Origin of the sequence: Vibrio olivae (assembly GCF_042428525.1) — a bacterium.
Classification (GTDB): Bacteria; Pseudomonadota; Gammaproteobacteria; order Enterobacterales; family Vibrionaceae; genus Vibrio; species Vibrio olivae.
The window spans coordinates 99855-126795 of the sequence record NZ_JBHMEP010000005.1 but is presented as its reverse complement, the minus strand read 5'-3'; the positions used below and the strand labels follow the sequence as shown (position 1 = coordinate 126795).

27 protein-coding genes are annotated in these 26941 nt (G+C 41.2%); 8 read left to right on the top strand and 19 right to left on the bottom strand.

The window, feature by feature from the left end; genetic code table 11:
• Positions 1 to 297: 297 nt before the first annotated feature.
• Positions 298 to 1305, top strand: coding sequence for a class II fructose-bisphosphatase (glpX, locus tag ACFFUV_RS15765; RefSeq protein ID WP_390194539.1), 1008 nt, complete (start codon positions 298 to 300; stop codon positions 1303 to 1305).
• Positions 1306 to 2001: 696 nt separating this feature from the next.
• Here the strand turns inward: glpX and ACFFUV_RS15760 are convergent.
• Positions 2002 to 3438, bottom strand: coding sequence for an ATP-binding cassette domain-containing protein (locus ACFFUV_RS15760; RefSeq protein ID WP_390194538.1), 1437 nt, complete (start codon positions 3436 to 3438; stop codon positions 2002 to 2004).
• Between the two features lie 208 nt (positions 3439 to 3646).
• Between ACFFUV_RS15760 and ACFFUV_RS15755 the strand changes: the two genes are divergently transcribed.
• Entirely contained in the window at positions 3647 to 4090 is a 444-nt protein-coding gene (locus ACFFUV_RS15755; protein ID WP_390194537.1) for a hypothetical protein, read from the top strand.
• Positions 4091 to 4164: 74 nt separating this feature from the next.
• On the opposite strand, the gene groL is transcribed toward ACFFUV_RS15755, so the two are convergent.
• The 4 genes from groL to ACFFUV_RS15735 all read right to left on the bottom strand — a co-directional run bounded on the left by groL (position 4165) and on the right by ACFFUV_RS15735 (position 8897).
• Complete coding sequence (gene groL, locus ACFFUV_RS15750; protein ID WP_390194536.1) at positions 4165 to 5811, bottom strand: chaperonin GroEL; 1647 nt, start codon at positions 5809 to 5811, stop codon at positions 4165 to 4167.
• A gap of 71 nt (positions 5812 to 5882) precedes the next feature.
• The gene (locus ACFFUV_RS15745) at positions 5883 to 6173 is read right to left on the bottom strand and encodes a co-chaperone GroES (RefSeq protein WP_390194535.1); all 291 of its coding nucleotides are present in this window, start codon (positions 6171 to 6173) and stop codon (positions 5883 to 5885) included.
• 243 nt (positions 6174 to 6416) lie between these two features.
• On the bottom strand, positions 6417 to 7544 hold the full coding sequence (locus tag ACFFUV_RS15740; RefSeq protein ID WP_390194708.1) for an LPS O-antigen chain length determinant protein WzzB: 1128 nt from the start codon (positions 7542 to 7544) through the stop codon (positions 6417 to 6419).
• 297 nt (positions 7545 to 7841) lie between these two features.
• Positions 7842 to 8897 (bottom strand): Wzz/FepE/Etk N-terminal domain-containing protein, encoded by a 1056-nt coding sequence (locus ACFFUV_RS15735; RefSeq protein WP_390194534.1) that lies wholly within the window; start codon positions 8895 to 8897, stop codon positions 7842 to 7844.
• A gap of 286 nt (positions 8898 to 9183) precedes the next feature.
• Here ACFFUV_RS15735 and ACFFUV_RS15730 point away from each other — a divergent pair, with 286 nt between their 5' ends.
• Both ACFFUV_RS15730 and ACFFUV_RS15725 read left to right on the top strand, forming a co-directional pair.
• Positions 9184 to 9801, top strand: a complete 618-nt coding sequence (locus ACFFUV_RS15730; RefSeq protein WP_390194533.1) for a helix-turn-helix transcriptional regulator — start codon at positions 9184 to 9186, stop codon at positions 9799 to 9801.
• 229 nt (positions 9802 to 10030) lie between these two features.
• Positions 10031 to 10375: a DUF3135 domain-containing protein gene (locus tag ACFFUV_RS15725; protein WP_390194532.1), complete on the top strand. Its 345-nt coding sequence runs from the start codon at positions 10031 to 10033 to the stop codon at positions 10373 to 10375.
• Between the two features lie 84 nt (positions 10376 to 10459).
• Here ACFFUV_RS15725 and birA read toward each other — a convergent pair whose 3' ends face one another.
• Positions 10460 to 11422: a bifunctional biotin--[acetyl-CoA-carboxylase] ligase/biotin operon repressor BirA gene (birA, locus tag ACFFUV_RS15720; RefSeq protein ID WP_390194531.1), complete on the bottom strand. Its 963-nt coding sequence runs from the start codon at positions 11420 to 11422 to the stop codon at positions 10460 to 10462.
• On the bottom strand, positions 11419 to 12465 hold the full coding sequence (murB, locus tag ACFFUV_RS15715; protein WP_390194705.1) for a UDP-N-acetylmuramate dehydrogenase: 1047 nt from the start codon (positions 12463 to 12465) through the stop codon (positions 11419 to 11421). Before murB ends, birA begins: the two co-directional genes overlap by 4 nt.
• A gap of 16 nt (positions 12466 to 12481) precedes the next feature.
• Between murB and ACFFUV_RS15710 the strand changes: the two genes are divergently transcribed.
• From ACFFUV_RS15710 to pssA, 3 genes are all read left to right on the top strand, one after another.
• Positions 12482 to 12664: a hypothetical protein gene (locus ACFFUV_RS15710; RefSeq protein ID WP_390194530.1), complete on the top strand. Its 183-nt coding sequence runs from the start codon at positions 12482 to 12484 to the stop codon at positions 12662 to 12664.
• A gap of 10 nt (positions 12665 to 12674) precedes the next feature.
• The gene (locus ACFFUV_RS15705; protein ID WP_390194529.1) at positions 12675 to 13109 is read left to right on the top strand and encodes a GNAT family N-acetyltransferase; all 435 of its coding nucleotides are present in this window, start codon (positions 12675 to 12677) and stop codon (positions 13107 to 13109) included.
• Positions 13110 to 13198: 89 nt separating this feature from the next.
• Positions 13199 to 14539: a CDP-diacylglycerol--serine O-phosphatidyltransferase gene (gene pssA / locus ACFFUV_RS15700; protein WP_390194528.1), complete on the top strand. Its 1341-nt coding sequence runs from the start codon at positions 13199 to 13201 to the stop codon at positions 14537 to 14539.
• Positions 14540 to 14718: 179 nt separating this feature from the next.
• Here the strand turns inward: pssA and ACFFUV_RS15695 are convergent, their stop codons facing one another.
• From ACFFUV_RS15695 to ACFFUV_RS15685, 3 genes are all read right to left on the bottom strand, one after another.
• Positions 14719 to 14970: a hypothetical protein gene (locus tag ACFFUV_RS15695; protein WP_390194527.1), complete on the bottom strand. Its 252-nt coding sequence runs from the start codon at positions 14968 to 14970 to the stop codon at positions 14719 to 14721.
• Positions 14970 to 15272, bottom strand: coding sequence for a GIY-YIG nuclease family protein (locus ACFFUV_RS15690; RefSeq protein ID WP_390194526.1), 303 nt, complete (start codon positions 15270 to 15272; stop codon positions 14970 to 14972). The genes ACFFUV_RS15695 and ACFFUV_RS15690 overlap by 1 nt, the downstream gene beginning before the upstream one ends.
• Before the next feature lie 388 nt (positions 15273 to 15660).
• Complete coding sequence (locus ACFFUV_RS15685; protein WP_390194525.1) at positions 15661 to 16983, bottom strand: MBL fold metallo-hydrolase; 1323 nt, start codon at positions 16981 to 16983, stop codon at positions 15661 to 15663.
• Positions 16984 to 17254: 271 nt separating this feature from the next.
• Between ACFFUV_RS15685 and wecA the strand changes: the two genes are divergently transcribed.
• Positions 17255 to 18292 (top strand): UDP-N-acetylglucosamine--undecaprenyl-phosphate N-acetylglucosaminephosphotransferase, encoded by a 1038-nt coding sequence (gene wecA, locus ACFFUV_RS15680; protein ID WP_390194524.1) that lies wholly within the window; start codon positions 17255 to 17257, stop codon positions 18290 to 18292.
• A gap of 15 nt (positions 18293 to 18307) precedes the next feature.
• Here the strand turns inward: wecA and ACFFUV_RS15675 are convergent, their stop codons facing one another.
• From ACFFUV_RS15675 to ACFFUV_RS15635, 9 genes are read right to left on the bottom strand one after another with little or no spacing between them, the layout of a single operon-like run.
• Positions 18308 to 19090 (bottom strand): glycosyltransferase family protein, encoded by a 783-nt coding sequence (locus tag ACFFUV_RS15675; RefSeq protein ID WP_390194523.1) that lies wholly within the window; start codon positions 19088 to 19090, stop codon positions 18308 to 18310.
• On the bottom strand, positions 19087 to 19638 hold the full coding sequence (gene rfbC, locus ACFFUV_RS15670; protein ID WP_390194522.1) for a dTDP-4-dehydrorhamnose 3,5-epimerase: 552 nt from the start codon (positions 19636 to 19638) through the stop codon (positions 19087 to 19089). Before rfbC ends, ACFFUV_RS15675 begins: the two co-directional genes overlap by 4 nt.
• 7 nt (positions 19639 to 19645) lie before the next feature.
• Positions 19646 to 20518: a dTDP-4-dehydrorhamnose reductase gene (gene rfbD, locus ACFFUV_RS15665; protein ID WP_390194521.1), complete on the bottom strand. Its 873-nt coding sequence runs from the start codon at positions 20516 to 20518 to the stop codon at positions 19646 to 19648.
• Positions 20519 to 20530: 12 nt separating this feature from the next.
• Complete coding sequence (gene rfbA, locus ACFFUV_RS15660; protein WP_390194520.1) at positions 20531 to 21394, bottom strand: glucose-1-phosphate thymidylyltransferase RfbA; 864 nt, start codon at positions 21392 to 21394, stop codon at positions 20531 to 20533.
• A gap of 45 nt (positions 21395 to 21439) precedes the next feature.
• Positions 21440 to 22519 carry a glycosyltransferase gene (locus tag ACFFUV_RS15655; protein ID WP_390194519.1) on the bottom strand — a complete coding sequence of 360 codons (1080 nt, stop codon included), beginning with the start codon at positions 22517 to 22519 and terminating at the stop codon, positions 21440 to 21442.
• Entirely contained in the window at positions 22503 to 23666 is a 1164-nt protein-coding gene (locus ACFFUV_RS15650; RefSeq protein ID WP_390194518.1) for an O-antigen ligase family protein, read from the bottom strand. The genes ACFFUV_RS15655 and ACFFUV_RS15650 overlap by 17 nt, the downstream gene beginning before the upstream one ends.
• Complete coding sequence (locus ACFFUV_RS15645; RefSeq protein ID WP_390194517.1) at positions 23656 to 24504, bottom strand: glycosyltransferase family 2 protein; 849 nt, start codon at positions 24502 to 24504, stop codon at positions 23656 to 23658. Before ACFFUV_RS15645 ends, ACFFUV_RS15650 begins: the two co-directional genes overlap by 11 nt.
• Complete coding sequence (locus tag ACFFUV_RS15640) at positions 24504 to 25715, bottom strand: Coenzyme F420 hydrogenase/dehydrogenase, beta subunit C-terminal domain (RefSeq protein WP_390194516.1); 1212 nt, start codon at positions 25713 to 25715, stop codon at positions 24504 to 24506. Before ACFFUV_RS15640 ends, ACFFUV_RS15645 begins: the two co-directional genes overlap by 1 nt.
• Positions 25702 to 26901 carry a polysaccharide pyruvyl transferase family protein gene (locus tag ACFFUV_RS15635; RefSeq protein ID WP_390194515.1) on the bottom strand — a complete coding sequence of 400 codons (1200 nt, stop codon included), beginning with the start codon at positions 26899 to 26901 and terminating at the stop codon, positions 25702 to 25704. The genes ACFFUV_RS15640 and ACFFUV_RS15635 overlap by 14 nt, the downstream gene beginning before the upstream one ends.
• Between the last annotated feature and the right edge of the window lie 40 nt (positions 26902 to 26941).

Genomic DNA, 26941 nt, shown 5'->3' with positions numbered 1-26941 from the left:
GTTTGCCTACCCTTAATATCATTCGGTTTAGTGTCACCCTGCGTTCATTCTACTCAGCCACATCCCTAGACACACGCGCTATATTTGCAAATGTGGTCTATTCGGCTAAAAAATCAGCGTGATTTAACACAGATCTGACCTGAACGCGTATTTGTTCTTAAACCACCCCACTTTAAAAGCTTGCTTTGATGCAGTTCAAGTTACATCACCACAAAAAAATCAATCTCAAACCATTGATATGCTAAAATCTCGCCAGTTTATTTTCCCTTTCGATCAATCAATTTTGGGAGTCTTCACATGAAGCGCGATTTAGCAATGGCCTTTTCTCGAGTCACAGAAGGGGCAGCATTAGCAGGATATAAATGGTTGGGACGCGGTGATAAAAATGCCGCAGATGGTGCCGCAGTGGAAGTGATGCGAACCTTACTCAATAAAACCGAAATCCAAGGAGAAATCGTGATTGGCGAAGGCGAAATCGATGATGCGCCTATGCTGTATATTGGAGAGAAAGTGGGGCTTGGCGGTGACGAAGTGGACATCGCTGTCGACCCAATTGAAGGCACACGTATGACGGCCATGGGCCAATCCAACGCACTTGCCGTCTTGGCCGCTGGTGAAAAAGGCAGCTTCCTCAAAGCGCCCGACATGTATATGGAAAAACTGGTAGTAGGCCCTGGAGCGAAAGGCTGCATCGACCTCAATAAGCCACTCAAAGAAAATCTAGAAAATGTCGCCAAGGCATTGAATAAAACGTTAGATACGTTAGTCGTTGTTACATTGGCCAAACCGCGTCATGACAAAGTCATTGCTGACATGCAAGCCATGGGAGTTCGCGTATTTGCCGTGCCGGACGGCGATGTGGCCGCCTCTATTTTGACCTGTATGCCAGACAGTGAAGTGGATATGATGTATTGCATTGGCGGGGCGCCTGAAGGTGTCGTGTCGGCTGCCGTGATTCGTGCTCTCGATGGTGATATGCACGGGCGCTTGCTGCCTCGCCATAAAGTCAAAGGTGAAACCGAGGATAACCGTATTCTTGGCGCTAATGAAGTACGACGCTGCCAAGAAATGGGCGTAACACCAGAAGTGGTTCTAACCATGCAAGACATGGCACGCAGTGACAATGTGGTGTTTGCCGCAACCGGCATCACCAAAGGCGATCTTCTTGATGGTATCACTCGTCAAGGAAACATCGCCACCACAGAAACCTTATTGGTGCGTGGACGCTGCCGCACTATTCGTCGTATCAAATCGACCCATTATTTGGATCGTAAAGACCCAGAAGTCTTGGATCTTATTCTTTAGGTAATAAAGGGGGACGCTGACTAAACATCGTCCCCTGAGCACCAAAACCGTCGCTCAACACTGCGGTCAGCCTAAACCAGCACTACCCTCAATCTAAGCAAGTATCATTGCCCCCCTGAACAAATATATTCGTCACCCTCAACTTGATTCAGAGTCTATCCCTCACTCACCCAACTCAACAATCAGATTCTGAATCGGCGCTTCGCTGGTTCAGAATGACGCTGGTGAGCCGCAGTGAACCATCGCTCTATAACCTTCTGTACGCGCTGTCGCCATGACCCAGCACTACCGTCAACCTAAACAAGCATAATCTTCATCTTGAACAAGCGTCACCATCACCCTTCACAAGCATCATTTCACCCTGCACAAATATCTTCGTCACCCTGAACTTGATTCAGGGTCTAGCCCTTACTCACCCAACTCAACAACCAGATTCTGAATCGGCGCTTCGCTGGTTCAGAATGACGCTGGTGAGCCGCAGTGAACCATCGCTCTATAACCTTCTGTACGCGCTGTTGCCATGACCCAGCACTACCGTCAACCTAAGCAAGTATCATTGTCATCTTTAACAAGCGTCATCGTCACCATGAACAAATATATTCGTCACCCTGAACTTGTTTCAGGGTCTATATCTCACTCACCCAACTCAAAAACCAGATTCTGAATCCACGCTTCGCTGGTTCAGAATGACGGCGGTTAAGTTCGCCGAATAATCACTCTGTGCCCTTGTTCAGCAGGTTCAAAGTCGACAAAGTTGGTCACCGCATCTAACGCGTCATCTTGATGATGTGTCACATACAAAAGCTGCGTCAAGTTAGCACTGGCAATACGACTCAGCGCAAAGAACATCAGCTTACGGTTCAAGTAATCCAGCCCTTGATAGGGCTCGTCTAAAATCAGCAAGGCAGGCTGCTTGATAAGCGCACGAGCAATCAGCAATAATCGCTGCTGCCCATAGCCGAGCGACTTAAACCCTACCCGTTCTAACTCGCTCATCTCCAATACCGACAGCCATTGACGTGCCAACTGAATTTGCTGGGTACTTGGCTTTTCATATAAGCCAATCGAATCAAAAAAGCCCGATAGCACGACATCCAGAGCGCTACATCCTACTCGGTATTGTAAGTGCAACGCTGACGACACAATGCCAATACGCTTTTTCACATCCCAAATACTTTCACCACTGCCGCGTTTCATACCGAGGACACGGATATCATTGCTATAACACTGTGGATGATCCCCCATAATCAACCCGAGCAGCGTACTCTTGCCACAACCATTGGGACCTCTAATTTGCCAATGTTCGCCACGCTTAATTTGCCAATCAAGATCTTGAAAAATCAGCCCATCGACATATTCCACTTTGACGCTGTTCATCTCAACCAATGGGTCAGGGACTAGCTGAATATCGCTTTGCAGTTCCACTAAATCGACAATCGCATTGCTTTGCTGTGATGAGAGCGCTTGCAATTGCTGCATCAGAGGATGCTCAATAAACTGTGCCTTTTCCATGGTTTGCTCAAGTTGGTCCTGAACAAATAATGCAACATGAGTCATGCAATCTGGCATTTCATCATCCCGCGAGGTAACAACGATAATTTGCATGGTTTGGGCGCATTCATTGAGTAACGCCGAGAGCGCGGCACGATGGGCAGTATCAAGCCCAGAATACGGCTCATCAAGAATCAGTAACTCAGGCTCGTTTGCCAGCGCACGAGCCAGCATCACCCGCCGAGTTTCCCCCGTCGAAAGCTGACGAAATGGACGGTGGCGTAGGGTAAGAAGATCGGTTTGAGCCAGTAATTTTTCTAACTCTTGCGATGAAGACACATTTTCCATCACCAGTTGCTCAACACTTGAACCATAATCAATATGATCTTGGAAATCCGTTTCGTCATTGGCAAGTTCTCGCTCCAACAGCTGCTGCTGCAACGCTAGCGACACGCAGCCTATACGCGCAGGACGTTCTGAGATGGCTGCGCTCTCAACCTCACCACATAAAATGTTCACCAATTCAGCAAGACACTGGCTTTGCGAACTAAACACCGTCCAGTGCTGTTGAGGCTCGATATTCCAGTGGGCAACTTTCAGAGTGTAGAGGCCAGCTTGATGCTCTAGCGCATTGATCTTCATATGCTTTCCCTGTCGATAATGAGATAAACCATAGTGCAATAAGCTTGGGGAGATTTCCATCGTTAAACCGATATCAGGTTTGGCCGTGAAACCAAGAGAATTTACACGATACTGGAATATTTGTTAAAAACGTTAGAAACACGCTGACACAAAATCCTTGGCATTTGTCAGACTAATAGGAAGTTATTCAACCAACGGAATTTTATCTATGCTATTGACGATGCAGAAACTCTTCGCTCGCGCCTTTGCTTATCTTTTTTATATCTTCTCCGGCGTCATCGTAATCAGCAGTATCTATTCTGCGATTATCAGTTATCACACTCATCCGGAGTTTATTGACGCCATCATCAAATTAATCAATTCCAATATTATTGCGCTTGCCGTCTTTGAACTCGCGATGGTGATCCATAAAGAGTATGGAAATGAAGATCAGCATGATGTCATTATGCTGCTGCGACGTACTCTCCCTCGTTTTATCGGTACTGTATGTGTCGCTTTAGCTCTAGAAGGGCTGATTATGGTGATTAAATACAGCCAAATGGATATGGCAGGGAACTTAATTTATCCGGTTGGCATTATTGCCAGTGCAGGCGTGCTGTTGTTGTCACTCAGTTTCTTTCTGAAATACGTGCCAAAACCAAAGGAAGAGTAGGCATTAGGTATAAAAAAGCCCGCGAACTCTCCGCGGGCTTTTTATTGTACGTTATGGATAACGTAGCAGCGGGATTACATCATACCGCCCATGCCACCCATACCGCCCATGCCACCCATATCAGGCATTGCAGGGGCATCTTTTTGCGGTAAGTCAGTTACCATCGCTTCCGTGGTGATCATTAGACCAGCAACAGAGGCAGCAAATTGCAGTGCACTACGCGTTACTTTCGTTGGGTCTAGGATACCCATTTCTAGCATATCACCGTATTCACCAGTTGCCGCGTTGTAACCGTAGCTGCCTTCACCCGCTTTCACGTTGTTGGCAACCACTGAGTCTTCATCACCTGCGTTTTTGGTAATTTGACGGATTGGTGCTTCCATCGCGCGTAGCGCAACACGAATACCGACATTTTGCTCTTCGTTGTCGCCAGTCAGCTCAGTGAGTTTAGAAGCCGCGCGGATCAGTGCAACACCACCACCAGCAACCACACCTTCTTCAACCGCTGCGCGAGTTGCGTGTAGAGCATCTTCAACACGGTCTTTTTTCTCTTTCATTTCAACTTCAGTTGCCGCGCCGACTTTGATCACAGCAACACCGCCTGCCAATTTAGCAACGCGCTCTTGAAGTTTTTCTTTGTCGTAGTCAGACGTTGCTTCTTCAATCTGTTGACGAATTTGACCAACACGACCTTGAATCATTTCTTCTTCGCCAGCACCGTCAATCACGGTGGTATTTTCTTTGGTGATGGTAACGCGCTTCGCTTGGCCAAGTTCTTCTAGAGCCACTTTTTCAAGCTCAAGACCAATCTCTTCAGAAATCACCGTACCGCCAGTCAGAATCGCGATATCTTGTAGCATCGCTTTACGACGGTCACCAAAACCAGGCGCTTTTACCGCTGCCACTTTAACGATACCACGCATGTTGTTCACAACCAGTGTCGCCAGTGCTTCACCTTCAACATCTTCGGCAATAATCAGCAGAGGACGAGACGCTTTAGCAACCGCTTCAAGGGTAGGAAGCAACTCACGGATGTTAGAGATTTTCTTATCAACCAATAGGATGAATGGGTTTTCTAAATCAACACTACCCGCTTCTTGATTGTTGATGAAGTATGGTGATAGGTAACCGCGATCAAACTGCATACCTTCAACCACATCAAGTTCATCTTGTAGAGCTTGACCTTCTTCAACCGTAATGACGCCATCGCGGCCCACTTTTTCCATCGCTTCTGCGATGATGTTACCAACGGTTGAGTCAGAGTTTGCTGAGATAGTTCCTACCTGAGCAATCGCTTTGTTGTCGTTGCATTCAACAGACAGTTTTTTCAGCTCTTCCACCGCCGCAGTGACCGCTTTATCGATACCACGTTTAAGATCCATTGGGTTCATGCCCGCAGCAACCGCTTTTAGACCTTCATTGACGATAGATTGTGCAAGTACTGTTGCTGTCGTTGTACCGTCACCCGCCGCATCGTTGGCTTGCGATGCAACTTCTTTCACCATCTGCGCACCCATGTTTTGGAACTTGTCTTCAAGCTCAATTTCACGTGCAACAGAGACACCATCTTTAGTGATGGTTGGTGCGCCGAACGATTTGTCCAGTACAACATTGCGGCCTTTAGGGCCAAGGGTTACTTTTACTGCGTCAGCTAGAACGTTCACACCTTCTAGCATTTTTACTCGTGCGTCATTACCAAATTTAACGTCTTTAGCAGCCATGTTTTCTTTCCTTTCTAAATTCGATTTTGATAGTCGTTGTTTTTCAGAATTGAACTACTCAACGATTGCTTTTATTCAACGATAGCCATGATGTCATTTTCAGACATGATCAGAACTTCTTTACCGTCGATCTTCTCTGTTTTTGTGCCGTAGCTTTCAGCAAAGATAACAGTATCGCCAACTTGAACGTCCAACGGCTGTACGGAGCCGTTTTCTAGGATGCGGCCCTTGCCTACAGCCAGAATCACACCGCGAGTTGACTTTTCCGCAGCAGAACCGGTAAGCACAATGCCACCTGCTGATTTAGATTCAACTTCTTGGCGCTCTACGATAACTCGGTCGTGTAATGGACGAATGTTCATCGGTCGTCTCTCCTGAATATTCCATGTTGTTTTTGATTAATGCGCGATACCACAGAGGTATCAAAGCCTTGTGGTTCATATGTGGGGGAGTGTGATCAGGTTTCCAAGGGGGAGAGGATAAAAATTTGTGATTTGTTTAACGAAAATGAGTAGATTCCAACTTTTCTAAAATGATCGCACTACGCGTCATTGCAGAAAATACCGAAGCATGTCTTTGGAATCTACTCTCAACAACAAGGCGGCTTAATCAGGCTGCTTACGAAAAGCAAAGCGAATCAGCACAATCGCCACACCTAACATACCACCAAGCAACGTACCTAAAATTGCAATTAATGCGCGCTTTGGTTTATCTCGCGAAACTGGCTTTTCAATATCTTCCAAGATTTTATAAGTTTGAAAGTTAATGTTGGTATCGACCTTTAAATTATCCAACATCGTCAATTTAGCATTAATCTGCTCAAGACGCGGTTCAATAATACTCAAATTCTTAATGGAATTGAGCGCTTTTACTTTGGCATCCAGTGCTTTTGAGCCCATATCGATTGAAAATAACTCACTGCCATCACCGCTTTGAATCGGCTGGCGAATATCAGCGGCTTCGGCAATACCTAATGCGTACTCGGCTTTTTCTGCTTCCACACTAAGCCGCGCTTTGGCCTGCGCCATCAAAATATTCTTTTGCTGAGCCAATTCGTTTTTCTTGGCACTCACTACGGCTTTCAGGTTATTCAGCGCATCCTGATGGGTTTGCACATCAATCATTTCTAAATAGCCAGTGAGCAGATCATAACTGCTATTTTTACCAATCGATTGCAAAGACAGCGTGTAGGGAGAAATTTCATCTTTGGGGTTTAACTTGGTTGCAGAAATGCGCTCAAACCATTCTGAATACAGTTTGCGAATCGCATCTTGCGCTTGCTCTGAATCATCCCCATCAGCGATCTCAAGATCCGCTTTAAATTCCTTAAACTCCGTACTCGAGTTCAAATAACGACGCTTATTATTGGTTGAGTTAAACGCCGACACAAACTGCTCAAACAAAATTTCTGGGTCAACTAAGTCATCAAGTTCTTCACTGACCAATACGGTACCGTCATCTTGATAGATGTCGAACACTGGCTGAAATTGTTTTACCTGCTGACGATATTGCGCCACATCTTGCTGTTGCGGCATCGCCACCAGCGCTTTAGAACTCCACCACTGCTGCGCGGTCAAAGCATAGGTAATCGCCAATGCGGCACCCAAAATGGTAAAACCAATGACCCACCACTTCCCTTGCCACAAAGCGGTAAACAGCTCTTTTAAGTCAATTTCATCATTTGATTGAGGATGAACATTTTCACTATGGGATGAAGAAGAGTGAACATTCATTGGGGTGTAATTTGGGCTCGCCACTGACATTCCTTAACGCTAAAACTCACAACGCAGATGAGAAAGTGCTCTCAACTATTTAAAATCCTTCAACAAAAAACAGTGTACCGTAACCAAAGGCATTGAACAGGGTTGCAGGTCATTGTCGTAACCTTGGTCACGGAAACGGTCATCTGTGATTGAATGGACTCACTTTAATTGAATGTTAGTACAAGTGGCTCTCGCCACATCACCAAAAGATGAGAAATGCGTTAACTTTAAGAAAACTCTTAGCTTTTTCTAATACAAGACACAGCGTCATTGTTTAAAAAGTGATTTTACGAGTAGCCACACTCCAGCAATGAAGCCGCCAACCAAGCATCCGAGAAGCAACAGCAGTGTCGATGAGGCTCGGTCTTGCTGGCTGGCCGCCAAGGGATCACTTAAATTATGAAAGCCATTAAACCGACTAATGGGTGCTGTGGACAACTGTTGCAACGCCGCGAGCTTCGCATCAATCCCATTAAGCTCAGGTGAGACAAGGGCGTAATTGGTTAAGTTTTTCAGTTGATTCAAATGATGAGTATAGCGCTGAGTATCCACGTTCTGTGTTTGTGCGACCAAGCGCTGCGCCTCAGTACGATTTATTTCTGCATCGATACGACTTTGAGCCTGCATTTCGAGCAACTTTTGTCTCTGAAGTAGCTCATTGCGCTTGGCACTGACTAAGGCTTCCAGATTCGCTTTCGCAGCCTCTTGAGTGCGGTTGACGCTATATTCAACATATTGAGTGAGTAAATGTTGGCTCTGCTGCGCGCTACTGGCTTGCAACCGAAGTTGATAATTTGGAAGCGCAATCTGGCTCACATCCGCACCTTGCTTAATTAAGCTTTGGTACTCTTTACGGTCTTGTTCATCGGCAGTTGCTGTGATTTGGCCAATCCACGGTGCTTGTTCCCCCAATGAAGCTCGAAAACGAGCTTTATTATCGGCAGAGTTAAACGTCTCAATAAACTGGCGGTAAAGCTGGTTAGGCTGAGTCAATGCGCTAAGTTCTGGTGAACTATCCCCAAAACGATAGCTAAATATAGGTTGGTAAGCCTGCACATGTTGACGATAACCCATAATATCAGAGGCATGAGGCGCCGAGATTTGCGCATAAGATGACCAATGAGGTGCTCGGGTTTGAGCGTAGAACAGCGTTACCGCGCCAGCAAACAACACGCAAGCCACAATTAGCCACTTGCCTTGCCATAGCGTAAGCAGCAGCTCTCGCAGAGCAATCTCTTCATTATGCGAGGCTGAATGATGAGAAGACGACGAGGAAATCTTCACAAAGGACTCGTCCCAAACAGGCTTACGTACTACGTTCATCTTGACACCTTCACTCCTCAACTTATCTACCCTGACAAGTTGTTTTGTCGACCAATCACTCGATGCATAAGCATCAGTTTTCATTAAACAAAATAATCCAAATGCATTATATGATTTATAAAACGAATGGTTAACTTTTTCGTAATAGAAATGAACAAAGATCTTGGTTTGACAAAATGTGATGAACGTCATGGCATATGCAAGCCACGACGTCTGCTAAAATTGTAAATACTTTTCTTTATTAACTGGATCCGACATAATGAAATGGTGAACAAAAGAGGACATTATGAAAACCGTTGATAAGATTTTGCAGTCGATCAAACGTGACGGTGCGGTGACAGCAAAACAATTAGCAGAAGAATTTAACATGACCACGATGGGCGCTCGTCAGCATCTTCAGGCTCTGGAAGATGATGGCGTACTTGCATTTCATGATGTCAAAGTCAAAGTCGGCAGACCGACTCGACATTGGTCCCTCACTCAAAAAGGTCACGCTCAATTTGCTGATCGCCATGGTGAATTAACTATTCAGATGATCGATGCTGTAGAGTCCGTTTTCGGACAAGATGGAATCGCCAAAGTCACAGCAGAACGAGAAAGCAAAACCATTGAGCACTACCAACAAGCACTGTCTGACTGTCATCTTTTAGAACAAAAACTGGCGGCATTAGTCACCCTACGTGAACAAGAAGGGTATATGGCTGAACTGCATCATATCGAAGATGGCTATTTGTTGGTTGAGAATCATTGCCCGATTTGTAAAGCAGCGACTCGCTGCCCAAGCTTATGCCAATCTGAGCTCAACGTGTTTCAATCCTTACTCGGCGAGCAATGCACAGTTGAACGCCAAGAGCATATTGTACTTGGGCAACGACGCTGCACTTATAAGATTCAAGAGAAGTAACCACTCACACCCAGCCATCATTTATGGCCAGCTAGTCGCCCACTGAGCATATTGCAACTTTCCTTGCGTAAGAAAATGACATCGCTCCCTAATTAAGTCTTACTTTTGAGATTGTATAAATCCTCACCAATAAAGTTTGATAACTGGAGTATGCTTGATAATAGTTGACCAATTTGTTTGGTCATTTATTCGCTTAGCAATTTGTGTGTTTTTGAGTAAGGAAAGCTCCATGCGTCAAGCCAGCCCTGATCAGCAGTTACCACCATTTGATGAATTGGTAGAACTGGCCGAGAAAAACCCCGCCGCCTTTGAGCAATTTAAACGTGATATGTGTGAAGAGATGATTTTGTCAGCATCCACTGCGATGCGTGATAGGTTATGGGCTCAGCAAAGCCATATTGATTTGGTAGTAAAGAAATGCAAAAACCCAAATCAAGCGAACGTCCTTTTGATGACTGAACTGACTCAGCAGATGTCTAAATTCCAAAGTGCGTTAGAAGGAGAAATCAGCCCATCCCACCCAGACAGTCGCCAAGACAACATTATTCCGTTTCCGCAATCACAATGGCGTTAACTACCACAATGACGTTAACTACGGCCTTAAAAACTCTGGAATAAAAAAGATATGATTAGGGAGCCCCATCTGCTCCCAGTCGACTTACGCTTGACCACGCAAAGAGATCTCTCCGCCAATAAAAGCCTCGATGCCCTGTTTGGTTTCCAGCAATACCGCACCTTGCTCATTAATCCCGCGTTCAATACCTTCGATTTCTCGATTCCCCATGATCAACTTCACTTTGCGCCCGAGATAGTTGTCTAGCGGGTTCCAACGTTCGACAAAGTGAGACATACCATGCAGCTCATAATCATCAAGGGCTTGATGAATCGCGTTAACCAGTTCAACCGCCAGTAAATTACGGTCGAAGTTTTGTTCGCCAAGGATCTCGCCAACGGAGGTCCATGGCTGGGTGATCCCCGCCGTTTGCTCAGCCATACGTAGGTTTATCCCCATACCAATGACTAAATTTGCCGCGCCGCCAGCTTGGCCCGACATTTCAACTAAAATGCCTGCTAACTTGCGGTCTTGATAATACAAGTCATTCGGCCATTTCAGTTTGACGCCTTGAATGCCAAACGCTTGAAGCGCTTCAACAATTGCCACGCCGACAACAATGCTCAAGCCCATTGCCGCCGCCATACCTGCATCTAAACGCCAAAATACCGATAGGTACAAATTAGAACCAAATGGCGAAATCCATTCACGGCCACGACGACCCCGCCCTTTTCCTTGATATTCAGCAATGCAGACCGTTCCCGATTCAAGTTGCTCCGTTCGCTCTAAGAGATACTGGTTGGTCGAATCAATAATCGGGATCAATTCAAGCGGCTTGTGCGTTTTTGCTTTGAGGATGCTTTCATCGAGTAACTGCATTGGCGCCGCCAGTTGATAGCCTTTGCCCTGTATTCGAAAGATATCCACGCCCCATTGCTGAATGCCTTTAATGTGCTTACTGATGGCCGCGCGAGAAACACCAAACTCTTGGCCTAGCTCCTCTCCCGAATGGAAACCACCCGCGGATAACTGTTTGAGGATGGCCAATTTCACTTTATGTTCTTTCATGCTTGTCTTTCCACCAGCTGATCCAAATAGGTTTCCTCGGTAGCGCCGATAAAACGCACTTCATGCTCCAAATGAATTTGATACGTTTCCCACACGGTGTCTCTAACTTTCGCTGCCAGTTGAATCACATCATTGGCACTGGCCTTAGCCACATTCACAATCACTAACGCTTGATTGGGATGAATCTGAGCACCGCCGAGCTTAAGGCCTTTCAATCCACAGTGATCAATCAACCAACCCGCAGCAACTTTCACACCGCCTTCCACCGAGAACCCGACTATGTCTGGAAAACGCGGTTTCAGGGCCTGAAACTGTTGCTCGCTAATTACTGGGTTTTTAAAAAAGCTTCCCGCATTCCCTTGGCGCTCTGGGTCGGGCAATTTCTCACGCCTCACAGAGCACACTTGGTCAAAAATCATATTGGCGGTGAGAGCGTGTTGAGGCAACGCTTTGAGCGGCCCGTATTCAGCCTTTGGCTGCCACTGCTTATCAAGCTTAATGCCAACCGCAGTAATCATTACTCGTTGATACAGCTGATGTTTGAAGATGGAATCTCGATAGCCAAACAGACATTGCTCGCGAGTTAAACGCTGAGTTTGAAACGTGGTTAAATCAAGAAACTCAACGTATTCGCAAACGTCTTTAAATTCCATGCCATAGGCACCGATATTTTGAATCGGTGCAGAACCCGCACAGCCAGGGATTAACGCGAGGTTCTCTAAACCGCTAAACCCTTGTTCCAAGCTCCACGCCACCAATGACGGCCAATCTTCTCCTGCTTGAATATGAAGATGCCAAGCATCCGTAGACTCAGTCACCGTTTTCCCGAGCAGTTGATTCACTAACACTACCCCTTGATAGGGCTGAGTAAACAGCATATTGCTGCCTTTACCAAGAATGAGTTTGGGCAGGGTTTGCCACTCACGATGCTGATAGACATCAATAATTTCTTGAACACTTTGAACGTGAACTAAATGCTGACACGTTTGGTCAATACCAAACGTGTGATAAGCGGATAAATTGGCTTGAGTTTGTGATTGCATCGTCTTGGCTAATGTCATGAAACTGTGGCTTATTCTACAGGATAGCCAAAGCTGCGAACAACATACGCGTGTCAGAGAAACCGGCTATCGACTCAATATCACATCACAAAGCGTCGTTTTAGGGCTGAAAAACACGGCAAGACACTTTATTATCGCCTGCCTGCACCCGTATGAAGGTGTGGTTCGTTCATTTCAATAAGGAAAATACGATGCCAACGCTTACCATTTCTCGTTTAGACCCGATTAAAATGCCGTTGGTTACGCGTTTTTATAAATCTTATTACCCATCGACCAAAGCCAAGCGAGATGAGTTAACCTATGTTGGCTACTATCAGCAGCAACTCGTTTGCGTTGTACGTTTTCGCTCAGTCGACACATTTCGGCTGTTAACCGGCATGGTGACCGCAGAATCGTCTCGAGGGCAGGGCTTTGCGCATCAATTAATGGCCTATTGTCAAAACCAAGTATTAACCACAACCGACTACTGTTTTGCGTATGCCCATTTGAGCAACTTCTATGCCCAGTATGGATTTAAAGCCATAGAAGTCGACCAATTGCCCAATTCGTTAAAAAATTTGTTTCTCCGCTATACAAATAGCGGTAAAAATTTGATTCCGATGCATTACTTGATCGACACTCACTGAATTGATGGGGATTTCTGGTAATCGTCAAATGAGATTTGATACTATGCGGAGTCTGCAATTTTGCACACAGTTAAGGTATACCATCGCACATGATAAGCAATAGGAACTTATTCAATCAGCTACCAACCATTGCCCAAGATCCTGCTCAGTTTGAGACGCTATTTACCGCGCGTGATTTTAGAGAGCGTTTGATCAAAGCAATTCGGGAGGCCAGCAAACGAATCTACCTTGTTGCGCTTTACCTCGAAGACGATGAAGCAGGCCGAGAAATTCTTTCTGAGTTGTACGCAGCAAAGCAGCGTATCCCCGATCTAGAAGTGAAAATTTGCGTTGATTGGCACCGAGCGCAGCGCGGCCTCATTGGCTCAGCTCCGGGCGATACCAATGCCACCATGTACCAAGAGTTCGCCGATAAGCATCAACACAAAATACCGGTTTATGGTGTGCCCGTACGTGGGCGTGAAGTGTTTGGTGTTTTGCACTTAAAAGGCTTTATCATCGATGATAGCGTGATTTATAGCGGCGCAAGCTTAAATAACATCTATCTGAATTATAAAGAACGTTACCGTTTTGACCGCTACCAAGTGATTGGCAATTCAACGCTGGCCGATAGCATGGCTAACTTTGTCGACCAAGAGATGATTGCCCACCAAGCGGTGCACAATCTCGCGAATGCAGAAAAACCAAGCACCAAAGACATTAAACTCGATATCCGGCAGTTTAGAACGTTACTGGGTAAAGCGATGTATCAGTTTGACTCTCAGCCTGTGTCTGACCAGCAAGTCGCCCTGACGCCGATGGTTGGTGTTGGTAAAAAACGCAATCGACTGAATCAGGGTATTAATCACCTATTGTCGATTGCGCGTGATGAGATTTTCATCTGCACGCCATATTTTAATTTCCCACGCAGTGTGGCTAAGGAAGTGCGCCGAGCCCTACGTCGCGGCGTAAAAGTCACCATTGTGGTGGGTGATAAAACCGCGAATGATTTTTATATTCCCCCAACTCAGCCGTTTAAAACCATTGGTGGTCTGCCGTATTTATATGAGCGTAACTTACGTCAATTTGCCAAAAATAATGAAGCGAATATTGCCAGCCGCAAGCTCTCTATTCACCTTTGGAAGCATAATGATAACAGCTTCCATCTCAAGGGGATTTGGGTCGATAAACGCTACATGCTGCTAACGGGGAATAACCTCAACCCTCGAGCTTGGAAGTTGGATCTTGAAAACGCCATTTTGATTCAAGACCATTATCATCACCTTACTCCGCAGTTTGAGAAAGAAGCGGAGAATATTCTTCAGCACACTCAGCTCATTTGTACCTACAAGCAGCTTGAGAAAGTCGAAAATTACCCTGAACCAGTACAAAAACTGATTCGAAAAATTACCAGAGTAAAAGCAGACCGCGTCCTGAAACAGATTCTATAAACGATAAAGGCCAGCATCATGCTGGCCTTTTTACTCACTCACGACGCTATGCTATAAGGTCGTCCCCCTACCAACAAAAAAAGGCGTCTTCCTGCCCACAAAAAAACCATCACCCTTCCCACAAAAACGCCGTCACCCCCGCCTACAAAAAGATCGTCACCCTGAACTCGATTCAGGGTCTACTCAACCATCAACCAGATTCTGAATCTACGCTGCGCTTGTTCAGAATGACGTATCAGCGAAGTCGAATCATGAACAGCCACTAAACACAAAAACATCGTCATCCCATCCCCAAAAAAAGCCATCACCCTTCCCACAAAAACGCCGTCATCCCCGCCTACAAAAAGATCGTCACCCTGAACTTGATTCAGGGTCCATCCAACCATCAACCAGATTCTGAATCTACGCTGCGCTTGTTCAGAATGACCCATTATAGAGATTCGTATAAGTCGTCCCATCGTGGATTCATTGAGACAATCAGTTCATCTTTCCAACTACGACGCCACCTTTTTAACTGCTTTTCTCGCTCTATTGCTTCTTTCATTGAACCGAATAACTCGTAGTATACGAGGTCGCAAACATTATATTTGGCAGTAAAACCAGCACTCACTTTATGTTTATGTTGCCACACTCTTTGTTTCAACTGGCTTGTTACACCAATGTACAAAACCTTTCTATTACGAGAAGTCAGGATATAAACACACGGCTGCTTTTCAAAATTCGTACCGACCATAAATGGCAACTATCCTCTGGCATCACAAAAGAAGACCGTCATCCCACCCCCAAAAAGCCATCACCCTATCCACAAAAACGCCGTCACCCCCGCCTACAAAAAGACCGTCACCCTGAACTTGATTCAGGGTCTATCCAACCATCAACCAGATTCTGAATCTACGCTACGCTTGTTCAGAATGACGTATCAGTGAAGTCGAATCATGAACAGCCACTAAACACAAAAACACCGTCATCCTGCCTACAAAAAGCTATCACCCTACCCACAAAAACGCCGTCATCCCCGCCTACAAAAAGATCGTCACCCTGAACTTGATTCAGGGTCCATCCAACTATCAACCAGATTCTGAATCTACGCTGCGCTTGTTCAGAATGACGGAATACAGACACTACTTAGTAACAGAGAACCCTAACTCCGTCAGTTGCGTATAAAGTGAGCGTTTACTCTCTTGCTCTCCATGGAGCAGGTGAATCTGCCTTGGTTTGTGTTTAATCCCAGTGACAAACCTTATTAAGTCACTTTTATCAGCATGCGCACTATAGCCAGACATCGAGTGAATTTGCGCATTCACTTTTACTGGCTGATCATCAATATCAACCGACCTTGCGCCTTCTTGTAATAACCTACCTAACGTCCCTTCAGCTTGATAACCGGAAAAAATCACATCGGTACGTTTGTCAGGAAGTAGCGCTTGTAAGTAAGCCATCACTCGTCCGCCCTGGCACATACCAGAAGCCGCAACAATAATGCTTGCTTCACCGGTGGATGCTAAACGGTTCACTAACTTCTGATGGCTACGGTAATCTTCAACAGTGATGCACTGCTCAAACTCTAATGGATGCCGATGAGCTTCTAATCGAGCTTTGGCTTCACTCCCCCATAATTGCTTAAACCGTTGATAAGAGCGTGTCACTTCTTGCGCCATTGGGGAATCCAAGATAATCGGAATGTCTCCGTCTAATTGAGAGGCATGGATAAGTTGCTCTATATCAAACAGCAATTCTTGGGTTCGGCCAACGCTAAATGCGGGAATAATAATGCTGCCGCCATCAACTAACGAGCGCTCTATAATTCGCTGTAAGCGCTGGCTACGTTGAGCAATCGATTCATGCTGTTTATTGCCGTAAGTAGATTCAAGAAAAAGGATATCCGCGCGAGGAGGAGAGATGGGGTCTGGAAGAAGCGGTGTATCACAAGAGCCGAGATCGCCAGAAAATACCACGACGTCATGATTAGGAAGCTCGAACTCAATGAAAGCAGAGCCAAGAATGTGCCCAGCGGGACTAAATCGAATACGATAGCTTTGCTCAAACTGAGCAAGCGGATGCCAAACGCCATATTCCAAAGGGACGATTAAGCGGCGAATGGTATTTAGCACCTGTTGACGATAAGCCCGCTGCATTCCTAAGTGCAATCGCAGGCCATCATCTAACATTAACGGCATCAACTCGGCTGTTGCAGCAGTGCAATAAATAGGGCCTTTAAAACCCGCTGCAAGCAGCCAAGGAATGCGCCCGATGTGATCAATATGAGCGTGAGTCACCAATAACGCTTGCACTTGTTCGACAGGGAAATCGATATCTAGCGGCTTTTCATCACGCCCTTGAAACTGGCCACAATCGATTAATAGACTTCCGCCCTCAAAAACCAGTTCATGACACGAACCTGTGACAGTATCCTTACCGCCGTGGTGAATAATATCAACATCCATAATGAGCACCTAAGCTCTTAGAAACCAACAGTAGCTAGATCCAAGCATATTTGAGTGTAGAATTTTATTGCAAGAATGAATAAATGCGATGAAGGGTTAGAAAGAACTCATTGATGAAAATGTTTATTAAATAACTTTGTGAGAAACGTCTGAAATTTTAACTGAGATCACTAACACATGATGAAAACTAAAAAGAACATAAAACAAAGCTTCCTCCTTACTCACAGATCTTCTAAAATACCGTCAGATATAAAGTTAAAAGGCTCTGTTCGTGCTCATTCCTGTTGTTGATCTCGCTTTTCTATTTTTCTTCTCCTTAGCTACCCTATTTTTGATGCGTAAAGTTGCTAAAAAAGTAGGCCTCGTTGATAAACCTAACGAACGTAAACATCATAATGGCGCTATACCACTTGTTGGTGGCATAAGCATTTGCCTAACTATTTTATATTTTCTCTTCAACAATAGAGAAATTATCCATAACACTTTTTTATACGCTGGCTGTATTAGTATTTTAGTTATTATCGGCGCATTAGACGACAAATACGATATTAGTTACAAAATTCGCTTTGCGGTGCAAGCCGTGCTGTCCATCGCTATGATGAGTTTGGGAAATATTGAATTAAAAACAATAGGTGATGTATTTGGTACTGGGGAAGTCATCACATTAGGTTGGTTTGGATATTTCGTTACGGTATTTGCTGTAATTGGAGCAATAAATGCTTTTAATATGGTAGATGGTATTGATGGGTTACTTGGAGGATTATCAGTTGTAACATTTGGTGGCCTTGGGATCATGCTTGCCCACGATGGCCAATATAATATCTCTTACCTATGCTTAGTTATGGTTGTAATTATTGTTCCCTATATATTACTCAACTTAGGTTTTTTTGGAAGAAAACGCAAAGTGTTTATGGGTGACGCAGGTAGTATGCTAATAGGCTTTACCGTTATTTGGTTCTTACTACTTTCTAGTCAAAATGGAAAAACACCACCGTTGCGACCTATAACTGCGTTATGGTTAATTGCTGTACCTTTGATGGATATGGCTGCAATTATGATCCGTCGAATTCAACGAGGTGATTCACCATTCAAACCTGACCGAGAGCATTTACATCATATATTTCAACGAATGGGACTAACTTCTACTCAGACTTTGATAATAATTTGCATAATTTCTGCAATTTTAGCGGGGATAGGGATATATTCAGAAATATTTAACATTCCAGAATATATTATGTTTTACTTATTTTTGTTTATGTTTTTTATATATCTAGCCTTGGTTATTAAGACTAATAATATAAATAAATAAAATAACTTATTTATATTATTTAGCGATTATAGAGCTTTTCGGTTTTACCAAGCCTGATTTAGAAAGTAAAAATCTAAAAACACTAGAAATATGCCAGTAAAAATGTCTAGAAAATAATTTTCTATTAGCATGTTTTGCTAAATGAAGTCCAGTAAAATTAGGATAATAGACAACAGGTTCTCCTTCATTTTTACTTCGATAGCAAATGTCAATATCTTCACAGTACATAAAATATCCTTCATCAAAGCCAGAAAGACTTTTATAATGTTCACTCCTGAATGCCAAAAAAGACCCGGCAGCCCAGTCTACGATGTATTTTTCTTTAATTAAATTTTTATCCAATACTGCATCATTACCAAGACCAAGGAAAGATTTTACAAAATCCATTAAATTAGGAAATTTTCTTATTGAATTATCATAAACTTTCTTTTCTTCATCTTTATACAAGTTAATAGCTGCAATAGAAACATTTTCATCTTCCATTTTAGAAACGAGATTATATATAACGTCACTATCTATATATAGATCAGGGTTAAGAACAATAAAGTAGTCATCATTATTTATCCCTAAATTATCAATACAATATTGATATACTATATTATTATTTTCCCCAAAACCTTTATAATATAGATCATTTATCCATGTAATATTTCTCTTGTCGCTAAAATAATCAAAATTTTCGTTAGGTTTATTACTTTTGACTATTATTTTAAACTGTTCTGAAAAATTATCGACACAACCCATTTCTTTAATTAAATGATCATGCCCATGAGATACTATTGATAAGTATATAGTCATAGTGAAATACTATTCCTCGCAGAAAATAATTCTCCATTTCTATCCTTTTCAGATAGTTCTGGCTGTTGTGATAAAGGCCATATTATATTTAATGACGTATCATCCCATTTTATAGATACTTCCGAATTCGGATTATAATAATCCGTACATTTATATACAAACTCCGCCTCTTCGCTCGTGACGTAAAAACCATGAGCAAACCCTTCCGGAATCCATAACTGCCGCTTATTCTCTGCAGAGAGATATTCTCCAATCCATTGCCCAAATGTTGGTGAGTTTTTCCTTACATCAACAGCTACATCAAATACTTCCCCTGATACAACACGGACCAGTTTCCCTTGTGTGTTCTCAGTTTGATAATGTAGCCCCCTCAAAATACCTTTTTTAGACTTGGAGTGGTTATCTTGTACAAATACTGTTGGTTTTCCTGTTACTAACTCTTCAAAACGTTTATGGTTCCATGTTTCCATAAAAAAGCCACGCTCATCACCAAAAACAGAAGGTTCAATAATTTTTACATCAGGGATCTTGGTCTCAATTACTTTCATAATGTCATTACTTATAAGCTTGAATATTATTTAAGGCTCTCTTCCAATCACTCGGCTTAATACCAAATTGACTTTCTATCTTAGTACAATTTAAACGAGAGTTTTCTGGGCGCTTAGCAGGCGTTGGGTAAGCGGATGTTGGGATAGCAGTAACTGCAGGTTGCTTTTGTAATACATTAGAATCTTCTGCTACTTGAAATATTGCTTTAGCAAAGTCATACCAACTCGCATAGGGCATACCCGAAAAATGATAAACCCCCCACGCTGGCTTATTCCCTGCTTCAATATATTCCACCATAGCGATAAGCGCATCAGCAATGTCTCCTGCATAGGTTGGTCCGCCGAACTGATCACCAACAATCGTTAATTCATCATGAGTTTGCGCAAGTCGAAGCATCGTTTTAACAAAATTATTACCATGCTCACCAAACACCCAAGCAGTACGTAGTATAAGATGCTTAGGGCAATATTCAGCAACAGCGATTTCACCTGCCAGTTTACTATGCCCATAAACACCTTGAGGATTGGTACTATCAATTTCTTGGTAAGGCAATTGCCCCTCACCATCAAAAACATAGTCAGTAGAAATATGAAGGATAACAGCACCACATTCGCTTGCTGCTTGAGCCAAATGCAGCGGACCATCTTGATTTATAGCATAAGAAAGCTCAGCTTCCTGCTCTGCACGATCAACAGCCGTATGCGCGGCGGCGTTAATGATATAATCAGGATTAAAGTCAGCAACAATCTTTTGTACCGCTTTTTTATCCGTTATATCTAACCCCTCGTAGTCTAAGCTTAAAATGGTCGCTTTTTCTTCTAAACGCTGGGTTAAGCAATAGCCTACTTGACCATTCGAGCCAGTAATTAAAATTTTCACATTAACTCCCGACTACTTAAGCAATGAATTTAAATACTGCCCATAAGCATTTTTTAGCATGGGCTGAGCAATATTCGTTAGGGCTTCATCACTTAACCAACCATTCCGCCAAGCGATTTCCTCGAGGCAAGCAACTTTCAAACCTTGCACATTTTCAATGGTTTGAACGAATGAAGAGGCTTCATGCAAACTTTCATGTGTTCCAGTATCTAACCAAGCAAAGCCTCGCCCTAATAACTCAACATTTAGAGAATCATCATTAAGATACATATGGTTTAGAGACGTAATTTCTAGCTCACCACGCTCAGATGGTTGCACTCTTTTCGCCATTTTAACAACACGATTATCATAGAAGTAAAGCCCTGTAACCGCATAGTTAGATTTAGGCCTAACAGGCTTCTCCTCTATAGAAACAGCTTTCATATCTTGGTCAAATTCCACTACACCAAAACGCTCAGGATCTTTGACTTGGTAACCAAAGACGGTTGCGCCATGCTCTCTGGTAGCTGCACTTCGCAATGTTTTACTAAAGGATTGTCCGTAAAAAATATTATCACCCAGTACTAAACAAACACTATCATCGCCAATGAATTCTTCACCGATGATAAAAGCTTGCGCTAAACCATCTGGACTCGGTTGAATGGCATACTCCAACTCGATACCCAAATCACCACCGTCTCCTAATAGGCGTTTAAAACTTTCATTATCTTCTGGTGTAGTAATGATGAGTATTTCGCGAATTCCGGCTAGCATTAGCGTAGACAACGGATAATAGATCATGGGTTTGTCATACACTGGGAGTAATTGCTTAGATACACCACGAGTAATTGGGTATAAGCGTGTACCTGACCCACCTGCGAGAATAATTCCTTTCATTTCAATGCAACCTTAACGCTATTTATTTTTAATACCTATAATCTGTTAACTTACATAGTGATTTAAAACCATTTCATATGCATTAAACGTTTGTTCTGCCGTCTTGTCCCAAGTATATGTATCGAGTACATATTCACTCATTTCTTTTTCAGTACGTTCATTTTCAAGAGCGTTAAATACTGCCTTTTCAATACTTTCAACAGAATCAGGAGAACAATATGTCGCCATTACTCCAAAATATTCTTCAGCAGAACCACGATCTGTACTGACTATATTACAGCCACATGCAGCGGCCTCTAACTGAGATAACCCTGGAGTTTCCAGCCATGAAGGCAGTATATGTAACCTGTACTTTCTATATATATTGGGTAAAGATTCACTTTCAATAAAGCCTTTTAATTTAACATTTTCTTTTTTATTATTCCTAACACTTTCATAATAATCATTGTGCAGTGGAGTTTTACCTCCATAAACATCTAAGTTTATGGGGAGGTTTGCACTGACTAGATTTCTGATATTTTTCCTTGGGTCAATTCGTGCTGCAATTATAGCATCCTTTCGAACATTTCCGTATGACAAAACATTAAACTTATCTTTATCAACAGCATTGTAAACTGGAATGTATTTTGCTGATTTTAATATGCAACTTTTTACTAACTCACCTTCTTTTACAGAATTGGGAAGAAATAAACTGACATCAAGCAAAGTTGTTTTAAAATCACTTAATAAATAATTACAAAATTCAACGTTATTAGAAAATCGCTTACCACGGATGAACTCTTTAATTTTTTCAACTTGAAACTCATTCAACCACTTATGTAAACCAGAGTGGATTCTTGAACCTCTACCGACTTGATTAAACTCACTAAAATCCCAATAAATACTAGAACAAACTATAGGAACCTTGGCCTTTTTGGCTCCCCATATAGCCATTGTTGTCTCAAAAGGGCGCATTAAATTAAAAACATGGACAATATCATAGTTTCGGTAATCTTTTTTTCCATCTAAGCAAACATCAACAATTATACCTTTTTTTTCTAGTGCTTTTTTAGTGTTAAGCATCTGAACAGTATCACCGCCAGGCACCTGCAATGCATCAAATCTATTTTTAAAAAGAACTCTCATACTTTTTCGTCTTAAATATTGTTGAAAATAATGGAATAAGAAACATATAAAAAAGGCTGTAACCACCAACAAAGAAAAAACTTAACAATAGGCAAAGAAAAGATCGGTTAAAATTATAAACCCTCCACAAGATTAATATCATGATACCCATACCAATTAATCCTGACTCTGCCAGCAATTGTACATATAAATTACCAACATTTGCCACCCCTCCATCATATAAACCATTCTGCACTATATATTCCTTCAAGTTCCCCAAGCCGATACCTAAAATTATATTATCAGAGAAAACCTCGATTCCTGAAACTAACAGGGATAACCTTTCATAGGTAGAAGCATCAATACTTCTACTAGCATCAGAAAATAATTTTATATTATCAAAGAAGTAATAAAGCAAAAGCACAGAGGCAAAGACAAAAACAAAAAATAATTTCTTTACAAATCCCTCAGAGAGAAACTTAGCACTTATATCATATATAGAAACAAGAAAAAGAACTACAAAACCACTTCTAATCCCCAATATATATAAGAAAAGTATATTAAAAATCAATATGATATACCTATATTTTTCTTCTCTATCTAAAATAAAAGACATATACATACACAAGAAGAAACCTAGAAATGATGGCTCAGCATAGAAAGCATTGGGCCTAAATGATTCATTCCAACCAGAAACAGGATTATTCAACACTTGCGAATAAATCCCAGAAGTTAAATAAACAAAGTCTGGTATTAACTTAACCCCTCCAAAAAAATAATAATAAAAAACTTGAAATCCACAAATAACTAAAGTGATAATGTAAACCAATAATAGCATTTTACATATTTTATCTTCATTACTAAAAATCAAAAAGCTATAATTATACCTAATAAACAATATAATTAAAATATAAAACAGGATAGAACACACCTGCGTAATTTGACTACCAATAAAAAAAAGATACCAAACAAAAACTACACATGCACACAATTTATAAAAAATCTCTTTTTTTAATTTCTTAGTTTTAAATATTTTAAAAAAAGCAATCGGTAGCAACAAAGTAAAAACAATCTGATATATCGGAGGGATTTTTACATATAAAAATGGTATAGCCATCATCGGAAAAATAATAAAAAAGATAGCTAATTTAATTAGCTTAAATACCACTTACAACTCCTCTTATAAAGGAAAGGAATGGATTTAACTTTCTTATCTTTATAGATAAAAATAATGAATAAAGAAGGCTGCTTCCTAAATAAAATAAAAGATATCTAAAGCTAAACCTATCTTTAAATTTAGCGTGTAATATTTTACTATTTCTGGCGGAAAAGTATATAGCATTAGCTGACCTATCACTAGAATTCGATTTCCTAAAAATATGACTTTTTGTAGTACTTACTAATTTTTTACCATTTAAAATAATTCGGATTGATAAGTCAACTTCTTCCCAATACATAAAGTATCTTTCATCGAATAAACCTATCTGGTCAACTAGCTCCCGTTCAATAATAAAACATGATCCAGCTACGTAATCAGTTTCACAAATTTCTTCGTTACAAGATATATATTTTTGATAAAAACCATTAAGCCTTATTGCATCATATAGCTTATCACCATTATCATTCATAGTTCTAATCATTGCTGCACCAATACTAGAACTTGTATTCAACGCTCGAACTAGACATTCAATAGTATTGGGTCGAACCGTGATATCAGGATTTAATATTAATATATTACCCATTAATTTTTTTTCTAATAAATATTTATATCCCGCATTATTTCCACCTGCATAACCTAAATTAAACTCATTGAATATAATGTGAGTTTCATATTTTTCTTTATATTCAAAATAAATCTCTTCCATACAAGACTTATCATCCGTAGCATTATGAATAAGGAGAAGCCTGAAGTTCTTATATGTAGATGTTTCTATTGATTCTAGTAGTTGCTTAACATCCTCTGCACTATTCCAGTTTAATATAATGATATTCAACTTTTCAATCATTACAATTTCCCTTGCTTAGACCTTAACAAAGACCCTAAAAAGCTTTTGAAATTTTTATACAAACCTATTTCCAATGCGGCAGAAAAACCTCTTTGCCCCGAAAATCGGGGAATTGTATATTGTGTAGCCAGCTTAGCTAAAGCCCTTACCAAAAAAGTCCCTTTTCTGTCGTATTGAGTAGGCTGAACACTTTTAAGACTATCTAAACTATATGGTTTTAAACAAACAGCTTGTTGTTCTTTCATAGATTCAACAAGTAGATTTCCATTATTCGTCCTTGGGAGAACTAAGCCCTCTCCATCACTTTCCTCGAATAATGGATAACCGTTTTCATCAGAATGCCATACATCTGCACTGACTAAATCTGCATTCTCTCCAATACCATCAGCACATATTTTGCATCTATGCTGAATAGTTGGTCCAAGTATATCCCCCCATGATTCACTGTAACTCATTTCTTTCTTATCTTTCAGGGTTTCAACTGTGGTTTTTCCAGGCCAACCATTCCCCCTAAAATCAAACTTTATAATATCTTTGGGCTCTACCTTTAATTTCTTAAGTAGATGGACTACACCATCTCTAGAAGGAGTTCCAGCACAGAAAAAACTCAAAAGATATGGAACTCGTTTAGATATATCTTTCTGTATCTTCATTAAATTCCGCAGGGCAGTGACATCACAGGGTTTACCAATAAAACAAAACTTTTTATTTGGGTACATATTTAGAACTTGTAAGCAATTCTCTAAAGGAGAGGCGGGAGAATATCGAGAACCAGCTCCCGATAAAACTTCGTTAGGAGTAAAACTTACTGACGCTAAATTCATTATAGGATTACTAGGGTCAGCTTTTATATGAATAACACCATCTACCATATGTTTTTCTAATAAATGAATGGCTGTTTGGCTCAATATACCTCCGGAAGAAGCTTTATATCTAATTTTTTCATCATTACTGTAACCAGTATACGAGTTTTTATAATTACCCCAAATAACATGTTGATTTATATATTTAGCTTTTCCCGGTGCACTTTGATTAATGCCAGGACATATGTGAGAGAATACATTCATATCTTTCTTATTAAGATTTTTTTTTATTTTAGGTCTATTAAAAAAGCCATCTTTATTCATCTCTATGTTATCAGGAAACATAGAAGCACATAAACCACAACCGCTACACAATTGCTTTTTTATAACAGATTCAATGCAAATCACTCAAAACTTCCTTTAAGGTTTTTAAATAAACATCCGTCAACTTTTTAATACTTGAAGTACATTTCATAATATTATTTTTTAGTTCTTCACGATTATTGAAATCTGATATAACTTTCTTAACTGCCTCTTCTAAACATAGTTCTTTCGCTTCCAAAATATTTGTGTAGCCTATAGTATTATATAATCCTTTAAATTTCCTACTATAAGCATATGGTGTTACTGCTACTCCCGTAGAAAATGCAGCAACCGTGGCATGCATCCGTCCACCAGTAAAATAATCAAGTTTTGATATATAATTTTTTGCATCAATTGGATTTGTAAACCGACTAGCTAAAACACATTCAGGAAATGATTTTTTAATCTTAACACAGGCTAAATAGTCATCTTCTATTTCATTTTCTGGAACAGTAGCTATTACATGTGGAATCAAGTGAACTTTCACATTGTCATACGCCATAAACTCTTTGATTACTTTATGTATAAACTCTTCATAATTGTGATTTAACCCAAATTGGTTTAGCCTATTATAACCACCACTTAATAATAAACCGGAGACATTGATTCCTACATGGATAGAATTATCTATATCAGAAAATCTACTACTTACTTGGTATGGCATAGAAAAAGCCACGTCAGTAGCTAATTCACATTTACCTAATCTACTTGCCAATTCATAGCTAATAGTATCTCTTGCATATGAAAAGTTAGTCTTTTCTATAATAAACTTTGTTATTTTTTCTGCGAACCTTGATTTAAAAGGCCCTATTGTTTGAGGAGACAATATACTAATCCTAGCAAATTGCGCACTAGCTATCTTAGTAAATACCTGTATGATAAACCTCTTAGAGCCATATATATCAGAAAAACTGTCTCCAGCTCCTATATCTAATACAAGATCTAGAGTTTTAATGAACTTAATAAATTTTATTAATTTTATAGGGTTTATTAGCAACTGCTTGACACTAATACTTATATGAGTAAAGTTATGTGCAATTTGGGATTTTACTTTATCATGGTTACTAGGATCTGAACACTCATAATCTCCTATTGTAAAAAACTCACCTTCCATATTTATACTTTCTAAAGCATCTTTAACTAAAATCATATTACTAATAGAAAGAGCTCCAACACCAAGGTTGCCAGAAGATACATTATGCCACAAAAAACCCACTCTTACTTTTTTCATTACTTTCCTACAAAATTAAAATATACAGAAATGACAAAAC

Bases quoted from the DNA above. Each gene is read 5' to 3' on its own strand.
- glpX (WP_390194539.1), top strand. From the start codon at position 298: ATGAAGCGCGATTTAGCAATGGCCTTTTCTCGAGTCACAGAAGGGGCA.
- ACFFUV_RS15760 (WP_390194538.1), bottom strand. From the start codon at position 3,438: ATGAAGATCAATGCGCTAGAGCATCAAGCTGGCCTCTACACTCTGAAA.
- ACFFUV_RS15755 (WP_390194537.1), top strand. From the start codon at position 3,647: ATGCTATTGACGATGCAGAAACTCTTCGCTCGCGCCTTTGCTTATCTT.
- groL (WP_390194536.1), bottom strand. From the start codon at position 5,811: ATGGCTGCTAAAGACGTTAAATTTGGTAATGACGCACGAGTAAAAATG.
- ACFFUV_RS15745 (WP_390194535.1), bottom strand. From the start codon at position 6,173: ATGAACATTCGTCCATTACACGACCGAGTTATCGTAGAGCGCCAAGAA.
- ACFFUV_RS15740 (WP_390194708.1), bottom strand. From the start codon at position 7,544: ATGAATGTTCACTCTTCTTCATCCCATAGTGAAAATGTTCATCCTCAA.
- ACFFUV_RS15735 (WP_390194534.1), bottom strand. From the start codon at position 8,897: ATGAACGTAGTACGTAAGCCTGTTTGGGACGAGTCCTTTGTGAAGATT.
- ACFFUV_RS15730 (WP_390194533.1), top strand. From the start codon at position 9,184: ATGAAAACCGTTGATAAGATTTTGCAGTCGATCAAACGTGACGGTGCG.
- ACFFUV_RS15725 (WP_390194532.1), top strand. From the start codon at position 10,031: ATGCGTCAAGCCAGCCCTGATCAGCAGTTACCACCATTTGATGAATTG.
- birA (WP_390194531.1), bottom strand. From the start codon at position 11,422: ATGAAAGAACATAAAGTGAAATTGGCCATCCTCAAACAGTTATCCGCG.
- murB (WP_390194705.1), bottom strand. From the start codon at position 12,465: ATGCAATCACAAACTCAAGCCAATTTATCCGCTTATCACACGTTTGGT.
- ACFFUV_RS15710 (WP_390194530.1), top strand. From the start codon at position 12,482: ATGAAACTGTGGCTTATTCTACAGGATAGCCAAAGCTGCGAACAACAT.
- ACFFUV_RS15705 (WP_390194529.1), top strand. From the start codon at position 12,675: ATGCCAACGCTTACCATTTCTCGTTTAGACCCGATTAAAATGCCGTTG.
- pssA (WP_390194528.1), top strand. From the start codon at position 13,199: ATGATAAGCAATAGGAACTTATTCAATCAGCTACCAACCATTGCCCAA.
- ACFFUV_RS15695 (WP_390194527.1), bottom strand. From the start codon at position 14,970: ATGGGTCATTCTGAACAAGCGCAGCGTAGATTCAGAATCTGGTTGATG.
- ACFFUV_RS15690 (WP_390194526.1), bottom strand. From the start codon at position 15,272: ATGGTCGGTACGAATTTTGAAAAGCAGCCGTGTGTTTATATCCTGACT.
- ACFFUV_RS15685 (WP_390194525.1), bottom strand. From the start codon at position 16,983: ATGGATGTTGATATTATTCACCACGGCGGTAAGGATACTGTCACAGGT.
- ACFFUV_RS15675 (WP_390194523.1), bottom strand. From the start codon at position 19,090: ATGACTATATACTTATCAATAGTATCTCATGGGCATGATCATTTAATT.
- rfbC (WP_390194522.1), bottom strand. From the start codon at position 19,638: ATGAAAGTAATTGAGACCAAGATCCCTGATGTAAAAATTATTGAACCT.
- rfbA (WP_390194520.1), bottom strand. From the start codon at position 21,394: ATGAAAGGAATTATTCTCGCAGGTGGGTCAGGTACACGCTTATACCCA.
- ACFFUV_RS15655 (WP_390194519.1), bottom strand. From the start codon at position 22,519: ATGAGAGTTCTTTTTAAAAATAGATTTGATGCATTGCAGGTGCCTGGC.
- ACFFUV_RS15645 (WP_390194517.1), bottom strand. From the start codon at position 24,504: ATGATTGAAAAGTTGAATATCATTATATTAAACTGGAATAGTGCAGAG.
- ACFFUV_RS15635 (WP_390194515.1), bottom strand. From the start codon at position 26,901: ATGAAAAAAGTAAGAGTGGGTTTTTTGTGGCATAATGTATCTTCTGGC.